The sequence below is a fragment of the Candidatus Methylomirabilis sp. genome, from assembly GCF_028716865.1.
GTDB lineage: Bacteria > Methylomirabilota > Methylomirabilia > Methylomirabilales > Methylomirabilaceae > Methylomirabilis.
Window position 1 is genome coordinate 78,586 of sequence record NZ_JAQUOY010000008.1, and the last position, 8,408, is coordinate 86,993.

An 8,408-nucleotide genomic window follows, 5' to 3' on the forward strand; every position below is an offset into this window, starting at 1 on the left:
AGAAGCCCGATGCGTCTACCCTTCGGCTCCGATCACTACATACCGCGTCCCACCCTCCCGCTTGACCAGGAGCAGGGTCTGTTCATTCGGCTTGGTTTTCTCCAAGATCCGCCGGACCTGGTTCACTGTTGTGACCCTTACACGATTGATCTCCAGGATCAGATCTCCAGGTTGTAACCCAGCCGCGTCACCAGGGCTCTCAGGTTCAACCTCCGTGATCACAACGCCTTTCTCACCCTTAATTCCAAACTTGCGGGAGAGGGCCGGATTGAGTTCCTGAATATCGATTCCCAACTTCGTCTTTGGAGAGGACGACGCCATGGCCGCTACCTGTTCCTCTTTGAGTTCGCCAACCTTGACCTGCAACGTGAGTTCGGCCCCGTCGCGAATGACCTTCATGGCGACCTCTTTCCCCACCGGGGTGCTGGCGACGATGTGGGGCAACTCGGTAGAGGACTTGACTTTCTTGTCTCCAAACTCCACAATGACGTCCCCTTGTTTGACTCCGGCCTGTTCGGCTGGTGATCCCTCCATGACATCCGACACCAGGGCGCCATTCGCCTGCTTGAGGGAGAATTTCTTGCCCAACTCCGGAGAAATCGACTGGATCGCCACGCCAAGCCATCCCCGGGTGACCTGCCCCCGCTCTTTCAACTGCGGTAGAACTTCCTTAATCATCGCGATGGGAATCGCAAAACCGATCCCGATCGAACCGCCCGTTGGGCTCAGGATGGCGCTGTTGACTCCCACCGCCTCGCCGTTGGTGTTGAGCAGTGGTCCGCCGCTATTGCCCCGATTAATAGAAGCATCGGTTTGAATGAAGTTGTCATACGGGCCTTCGCCGATGAACCGTCCCTTGGCGCTGACGATGCCGGTGGTAACCGTCTGGTTCAGGCCGAAGGGATTGCCGATCGCCATGACCGGCTCACCAACCTCCAGTTTATCCGAGTCACCAAACGGGATCACCGGCAGATTGGAGACCTCGATTTTGATGAGGGCGATATCAGTCTTCGGATCCCTCCCGACTACCTTCGCTTTGAACTCTCGGCTGTCACCCAGCTTTACGGTAATATCCGTGGCATTCTCGACCACGTGGTTATTCGTCAATATGTAGCCGTCTTTGTTGATAATAAATCCGGATCCAAGACTGGTCGCCTTGAACTGCCGCGGACTCTCACCGAAGTACCGTTTAAAGAACTCGTTGAAGGGGTCGTCTTCACCGAAAGGGCCGTGAGACGGGACGCCCCTTCCCTTGATGACTTGGGTGGTGCTGATATTCACCACAGCCGGAGTCAGCTCCTTCGCCAACCGAACCCAGAGCTTACCATCTGAGATCGGACTCGAGCTAAACACCCCGCTCTCTCGTTTTTCAGTCCAAAATTGAGACGTCGTGGCCTTTGAGAGCGGGACGAGATTCAAGGAGGCCGTGATCAGAACTCCAAGAATCAAACAGGACGCTGCCACTGCTATCAACGTTCTGGTGTTAAACCGTCCATTACGCATCGTATCCCCCTGCAATGCTGTCGCCTTGATCCGTTCCCCGTTCGATACGCCCAGATATGTACCTTCTATTAGTAACGGTAAATGCGAGAGCGTTTAGTAGAACCTTCCCACATTCGGCCATAACGCTCTACGCCTTTATTGGTCTCAGCTTAGCAGACTCATTGCTCAAATACAACTTACCCCTCTGTTCCCAGAAGACGCTTGAGGACGGCTTGACGCGAGTTCTCACCTGGCCTACACTTCACCATGAACCTTTTATTGTTTCTTTGCTGAAAAGGAGGTGAGAGCCATGAAGAGACGGTCACGCGAGATCCAAAGCCTGTGTTTTGCCATCCTTCTTCTCGCCTTTACAGGCGATCCCCTGAAAGCTCAGGAGATTCACGACGATCCTGAGGCCCGTACCCTTCTGGAGGAGGCCCGTCAGCGCGTAGTCGTGTGGGATCGCTTCCCAGGCTTTAAAGCGAAACTGGAGGTGGACCAGGATGGAAAACGATCGAGTGGTGAATTGACGGTTCTCCCTTCTGGAAAGGTGGAGGTTGCGCTTCAAGGCCGCGCGTCAGCAGAATGGGCCAGCAGGATTCTGAAGTCGATCGTCAACCATCGACTGAAACTGGACACACACAAGCACGAGGAGGCGCCGGTTGCCTTCGGCCCTGAGGATCAGCATCCACTGGGACGCCTGGTGAAGAAAGGCGACCGCTCCTCATCGACGTACCGCATCAAGGATCGACAGATTCTCCAGGTCAACCAGAAGACAGAAAAAGGATGGTTGAGCCTCAACGTCTTAGAGTACGTTCCGACGCTTCACGGCTTCTTGCCCAAGCAGGTGGCCGTTTTTCAGTTCGACGAAAAGGGGTCACTTGCAAACAGCACCGTCTTTACTGATGAATACGTCGAGGTGGAGGGGTTCTGGCTTCCCAAGTCCCGTGTGATTATCGTTGCTCAAGGGGGGAAGATCGAGGTCTCGACGCTTCAGTTTCAAGGGCACCGCCTGCTTCCGAAAGAAGCGGCCAAGGTCCCGGCTTCCTGATCCCGGGCGCCATTAATTTCCCTTTTCAGCAACCAGCATAACAGCCGCAAGGTTTCGGTCGTACTGACGGAATACGCGCCGCATGGCATGCACCCGCTGGCGCGCCGCCTGATTTCGCAGAACATTCCAGGCGATCCGCGCCATCCCGGCCAGCCCTTCATTTCGGATCATCTGGGACGGTTCAAGCAGGTGCATCGGGGTGGTGGCCTGCGCCTTGATAATGAACCCTTCACGTTGCAGCAGCGCTTTCCATTCCGATACGGTCAGCGGACGCACCCCCACATGAATGGACTGCGAGAGCGCGCGGTTGATGGCGTCTCTGGTGACACTATCGATGTCGTCAGGAACCACAGATAGTTCATGGATGCCACAACGCCCGCCTGGCGTCAGTAAACGCTTGGCCTCTTGAATAATCTTGGCCTTATTCTCAGGGGTTTTCATGCTCAACATCGCTTCGCAGTACACCACCGTGGCGCTACCGTCCGGTAAGCCTGAGTGTTCTGCCTGCCCGACGACACAACGCTGATTATCGCCTTTCAGATAGCCCTGTACTCGTTTCGCGGCGGCATCGTCGGCTTCTACCGCGGTGTAGCCGGACGGGGATTTCGCCAACACCAGTTGCGCCGTCACACCCAGCCCTGGCGCAAATTCGACCACCCTATCCGTTGGCGCGATATTGAGTGCGTCCAGCATCCGGTGCGTTAATTCAAGGCCACCGGGACGCAACACCCGCTTTCCCATCTGCGCCAGCAGCCAGTGTCCCGGCATCTTATCAATTTGCAGTCCGTGTCCCGGCAGGATTTCCTCATGTTCATTCATAAGCGGTTTCACTTTCTCTCTTTCGAATGTGTAGTCCGTCACCCACAGTCACGTGACCATGTGACATGGTTATTGTGATTGCCACGTCGGAGATGTCAAGGAAAAAGCGGGACCAAGGGCATGACAGGGGAGATTGTGGGGATTTCAGGCAACCCCCGCGATGAACATTCGCCAAAGGGTCACAGATACTCGCGCTCGGCCTGGCGGATGGCGCGATAGCGCTCGAAGGCCTGGCGCGGGTCTTCGAGACCAAGGATCGACTTGAGGGTACTGCCGCGAAAGGTATGGGCGATCATCCTTGGCGTATTGCGGAGCACGAAGAGTGGGCTGTGCCAGAATACGGCCGGCAGGTGGCGAAGCTTCATCCACCGGTCGGCCCGCCACCGCCTGAACTCGATCTCCTCAGCCGAGAGGTGCTCGCTTCGTACGATAGCGGTCGTGCCGTCGTACTCTTCGAGCCGTTCGTTGATGATCAGCCCATGGTCACGAAACTCCTTGGTCATCGGCGTGCGCGGATACGGTGTCGGATGCTGGATGTACGGCCAGTCAATATACGCTCTGGCAAATTCGATGTTGGCCTCGAGGGAGGCGCGGGTATCGTTTGGATTGCCGATGATCAGCCCGCCGACCACGTAGATCTTATGTCGGTGCAGAAAGTCGATCGCCTTGATCGCAGCATTGCCGGCCGTGTGACCGTCCTCGCGCTTGATATTTTTGCGGCGGGCACGTAGGAATGTCAGGTCCTCATCGAGGATGTTCTCGATGCCGAGAAAGACATAGCGGAAACCGGCTTGGCGCATAAGCGGCGCGAGTTGCTCGCCATGATTAGCGATGACCGAGGTCATGGCCTGCACCGTGTAGTCGATATCGTGGAGCCCGGCATCGATGATGGCCTGGCAGAGCGCCTCGAACCGCCGCACATTGAGCATGACATTGTCATCGACAATGAAGATCGCCCGCGCGCCGTGGTTGCGTGCATCGCGGATGTCCGCGATCACCCGATCCAGCGGGTACGTATGGAAATTGCGGCCGCGCATTGCGATAATCGAGCAGAAGCTGCAATCGAACGTGCAGCCGCGTGATGTTTCGATGACATCGACCTGCCGGCCGAGCACGGTGTACCCGGCCAGCACCCTCGCGTCGCGGTTGGACAGCCGTATCTCGCCATCTTCAAGGGAGTTGACCGGCCGGTCCGGATTGTGAGAAAAGCGGTCGCCGCTCCTGTACGATAGGCCCAAGATCCGATCGTACCCGCTCTGATTCTCGATGGCGCGCAGGAGCTCGCGAAAGGTGATCTCGCCCTCGCCCCGCACGATGAAGTCAACACCACCCCAAGAGATATCGGTATATGCTTCTGTGGCCATACTCGGATCGTAGCCGCCGACGACAACGCGCGCATCGGGGCTGAGGGAACGCACGAGGTCGATGATCTTCCTCGCGGTCTTGCGCTGGAAGGTCATCACTGATAGCCCGAGCAGATCGGGGTTGATCTCGCGCACGAGACGCTCGATGGTCTCGCGGACGCGCCGCTGGACGAGAATCAGGTCTGCTACAGCAACGTGGTGATGGGGATCGATATTGCCGGCGAGGGACGTGAGGGCGGCGTTGGGCATCCGGATGGTGACCGTCGGCATGTGCTCGAATGAATCGGGCATGGAGAGCAGCAGGATGTTCATGGCGCTTCTCCCGGCGCTCGCGCGCCACACGGCCATTACGTCCAACAGGGCCGTTCCGCGTGATTAGTCCCATACTAATGTAACCATGTGCAAAGCGCAAGAGATTGGGGCGTCGGCTATGAGCGACGCGGATTGTTGCTCAGATGCAGCATTAACAGGAACAGGCCGCTCAGCCCGTACATGAGGGCAAACTCCGGCGCCGCTGCCACGCCGAACCTGTTCTGTACCCCTGATGGGACCAGATTGTAGGCATGGATTAGGCCGATCATCGACAGCCCTGCAGCGATCGTTGTCCAGACAGCCGCCCTCAGGAATTCCCGCTCTATCACCGATACCAGGATGGCCGAGAGAATCATTGAGCTGAGCAGGAACCCCTGGCTTAGGGCGATGATGCCGTGGATATGCAGGTCGCGCCCAAAGGCTGGCGCTACCTCGAACAGAGTCCGGCCTGCCTTCTGCAGGCTCGTCTCGATCAAAGTCAGCGCCCAGGCCGCAAGTGACGGGACCAGGCCGAAGGCCACGGCCAGGGCGTGTCGTTTCGGCACCTCTTGGAAGGCTTGGGCCGTCATGATAATCCCGATCCACAACAGGATGCCGAGGGTCGCCTCGATCGGAATATAGTGGAGGATCAGGGTAACTCCTCCGAGCAGGCACAGGGCGGCGATGATGGTTCCGTTCAGGATCGAGTAGCCTGCTCTGGCGCCCATCGCTTTCCAGCCGGGATGCCCGATATAGATCGTTGTCGGAAAAGGGCTGCCGAACAGGGCCGCCATCACGCTGCCGATCCCGTTGATCAGGAGCGACGATCGCGTCGGGTATCGATCGCCGGCCGCCTCTGCGCTCTCCAGATTCTGAAGTGAGCCGATCACGTTGAACAGCCCCATCGGGAAGATGACCGAGAGAAACCGCCATCCCATCGGCCCTTGCAGCACGACAAGGAGATCCCCGATGGCAGGGCTGGGGGGATAGAGGGCCAGATGATAAGGTTCCGCTGAGGGCTGGAAGTACGGCAGACCCGCCGCGCGCAGGATCCACGCTAGGCCGGTCCCGACGAGGACGGCGGCCAGGCCTCCGGGTATTCCAAGCGGCAGGCGGGCATGCGAGGCATATGAGATCAGGATCATGAGCATCGGGAGCAGTGCGATTGCGGGGGCGGCAAAAATCTGGAAGGTGAAGCCCATGGCGATGAAGGTGATCGCCACACCCGCGAGCGCCGACAGCAGCGCTGCCCGTGGTGTATGGCGTCTCAACCAGTCCCCGACAAAGGCTCCCGCAGTCTCCATGATTCCGCTGAGCAGGCAGGCCAGTAACCCGGCTTGCCAGGCCAGGGTGGGATTGCCGGTCTCTTGATAGACGGGTCCCATGATCAGAAAAAGAAAGGCGAGGAGGCTTGGGGTATTGATTCCGTACGGCAGGGCGGTCACATCGGTCCGGCCGCTCTCGCGCATCAGCCGCCTCGCCTGCCGGGCATAAAGGAGATTGCCGATCAGGATCGAGACGGCAGCGCCTGGAAGGATCCGCCCGGTGATCAGCTCGGTGGGCAGCCCGCTCACCAACCGGCCCAGCACACTGATCACCATGAGCTGAAGCAGGTTATCGATAAACAGGCCGAAGAAGCCGTCGATGTCGCCTCGGACGAACCAGCGGTATTTCATCGGAGGTGTATCTTACATGGACGGGCGCCGGATTCCAAGCGCCAAGAAGCCCTCTCTTAATGTGCCGCTTCAGGAGGGGTAGGGAGGAGAGACTTCACTCCTGAGGGGGTCCGGCTTGATCGTCGCAGCGGAATCGGCGCTCGGCCGACAATCAGCATCCGTGGCCCATTGTCCAGGATCCGATACTTCTCGTCCTCAGGCAGAGGCGCCAGAACCCAGTTGTAGAGGGTCCTGGCATCCTCAAGGATCGGTTTGCGGGGGTACCCATAATACTTTTTTTGCATTGGCTCGTCATACAGCCCGATGCAGCCGTGCGAGGCTGGATATCCGGGAATATCGCGCCCATGAATCCAGAACGCGACGCCTTCCTTATTGATATGGAATCGAAGGGCGTAGTTCATCGGATACGGGATGTCGGTCTTTTCGATGGTATAGCGGGATGAATGGTGGTGACGGTGAGCCGCGGTAACGGCAAATTCGCCTGCCGGGGTCTCATTTTTTTTCTCGCCTGTGGCGATCGGCGTCGAAAACGCCAGTCGACCATATTCATATGCCGCAAGGAACTGCTCTGCGAGATCGATCAGGATGAACTTGGCTTCACCGGCTGCTGCGGGGTACTCCTGAGGCATCGGTGTGAAGCCTGCCACATCCTCGAGGCGCTTGGGGACCTTCAGAGAGATACCGGAATACGCATGACGTCGGTCGATCCGGTTGAATCGGGCCACATCCACCCACCGGCTTCCAAAGAGGGTTTCCAGCGTCTCGCGGGCGCGCAGACGTTGGCACTCCCATTCTACCTTGGCATCACTGGGGTACTGAATAGTACAGCGGGAAGGGGGTGCGGAGGAGCTTGCGCTCCAGAGTTCACCGGGCGCGGAAAACAGGAAGAAGCAAATAAGAGCGGAAGCACGCCAACGACACCGGCCGCTCACCAGTGCCTGAATGTTCCGGAATCCAGGTGGACAAACCCTCTGCGGGGATAATAGCCCACGCCACCATATTTCAGATCGAGCGCAGCCTTCTTGATCAGATTCGGGCTAACCCCCGGGATGCGGAAATCTATGGCTTTACCAGCCAGATGGAGGCTATGCCTCGCCACTCCCCTCCTTTTTCTGACCAGCAGTCGATTGTACTCAGGCGACCTGAAACCCGATATGACGTGGATTTCATTGTCCCCACCCAACTGCTTATCCACCGCGTTCACAAACTCAATTACCCGGACGTCCATCTCGGTCGCCCGGTTCGTATAATGACAGCGAAGGAGATGGTTGAGGGCATTCAAAGCATCCGGGTCATATTGACCGGATGGATCCCTGTAGGTGATGTCCAGCCGCTCACTTGTGTGGGTGTTATACAGGGCAAGCCTTCCCTCCGGGACCGGCGGGACGATCAGGTCCTGCGCCCACGCCGGCTTGCCGACCAGCAAGAAGGCAGAAGCAAGAGAAGCCTTCAGGAAGGATCTTCGTGTCCAGTGGTGATGGGTCGATCCCGACATCCTAACCTCGACAGATCACAGGTGGGACAGCCGCTGAGCCGAAAAGCGCACAACACCATAACAGAAAAAGCATCCGAGGGTCAACAGGAAAATGGAACGGAATAGTAGAGTTATCATACATGGGTAACACTCCCCCCTGTGGTAGAAGAGTGGTGGTCGTCCAACTCGTCCACCCAACCAGGAAGGAGGTTACCCGTGCCACACCTTATCAGGGAACAGCGCATTCGACA

The 8,408-nt window shown here is 57.8% G+C and carries 7 protein-coding genes; 1 reads left to right on the forward strand and 6 read right to left on the reverse strand.

Features of this window, described 5'->3' with window-relative positions:
* Positions 1-15: 15 nt before the first annotated feature.
* Complete coding sequence (locus PHV01_RS05210; protein ID WP_337290085.1) at positions 16-1,353, reverse strand: DegQ family serine endoprotease; 1,338 nt, start codon at positions 1,351-1,353, stop codon at positions 16-18.
* Positions 1,354-1,792: 439 nt separating this feature from the next.
* Between PHV01_RS05210 and PHV01_RS05215 the strand changes: the two genes are divergently transcribed.
* Entirely contained in the window at positions 1,793-2,533 is a 741-nt protein-coding gene (locus PHV01_RS05215; RefSeq protein WP_337290086.1) for a DUF3386 family protein, read from the forward strand.
* A gap of 12 nt (positions 2,534-2,545) precedes the next feature.
* Here the strand turns inward: PHV01_RS05215 and PHV01_RS05220 are convergent, their stop codons facing one another.
* From PHV01_RS05220 to PHV01_RS05240, 5 genes are all read right to left on the reverse strand, one after another.
* A complete protein-coding gene (locus tag PHV01_RS05220) occupies positions 2,546-3,352 on the reverse strand; it encodes a class I SAM-dependent methyltransferase (protein ID WP_337290087.1) in 807 nt (268 codons plus the stop codon).
* A 179-nt stretch (positions 3,353-3,531) separates the two neighbouring features.
* Entirely contained in the window at positions 3,532-5,028 is a 1,497-nt protein-coding gene (locus PHV01_RS05225) for a radical SAM protein (protein ID WP_337290088.1), read from the reverse strand.
* Positions 5,029-5,144: 116 nt separating this feature from the next.
* The gene (locus PHV01_RS05230; protein WP_337290089.1) at positions 5,145-6,683 is read right to left on the reverse strand and encodes an NCS2 family permease; all 1,539 of its coding nucleotides are present in this window, start codon (positions 6,681-6,683) and stop codon (positions 5,145-5,147) included.
* Positions 6,684-6,739: 56 nt separating this feature from the next.
* The gene (locus PHV01_RS05235) at positions 6,740-7,408 is read right to left on the reverse strand and encodes a L,D-transpeptidase (RefSeq protein WP_337290090.1); all 669 of its coding nucleotides are present in this window, start codon (positions 7,406-7,408) and stop codon (positions 6,740-6,742) included.
* A 203-nt stretch (positions 7,409-7,611) separates the two neighbouring features.
* A complete protein-coding gene (locus PHV01_RS05240; RefSeq protein ID WP_337290091.1) occupies positions 7,612-8,178 on the reverse strand; it encodes a DUF882 domain-containing protein in 567 nt (188 codons plus the stop codon).
* Between the last annotated feature and the right edge of the window lie 230 nt (positions 8,179-8,408).